The 330-nt window shown below is 54.2% G+C and carries 1 rRNA gene; it reads right to left on the bottom strand.

The features are described from left to right. Positions 1-2: 2 nt before the first annotated feature. A 23S ribosomal RNA gene (locus AB4114_RS35980) occupies positions 3-330 on the bottom strand; the annotation flags it as partial.

The raw sequence follows: 330 nt of genomic DNA, 5'->3' as shown, positions 1-330 counted from the left end.
TTTTGGTTAAGCCCTCGACCGATTAGTATTCGTCAGCTGCATACGTTGCCGCACTTCCACCTCGAACCTATCAACCTCGTCGTCTACAAGGGGTCTTACATACTGGGAAATCTCATCTTGAGGGGGGCTTCGCGCTTAGATGCTTTCAGCGCTTATCCCCTCCGTACATAGCTACCCAGCGATGCCTCTGGCGAGACAACTGGTACACCAGCGGTACGTCCATCCCGGTCCTCTCGTACTAAGGACAGCTCCTCTCAAATTTCCTACGCCCGCGACAGATAGGGACCGAACTGTCTCACGACGTTCTGAACCCAGCTCGCGTACCGCTTT

The sequence above is a fragment of the Paenibacillus sp. 2RAB27 genome (genome assembly GCF_052115445.1).
Lineage (GTDB): Bacteria > Bacillota > Bacilli > Paenibacillales > NBRC-103111 > Paenibacillus_E.
The sequence above is the reverse complement of the archived record's forward strand: the minus strand, read 5'-3'. Positions and strand labels throughout refer to the sequence as shown.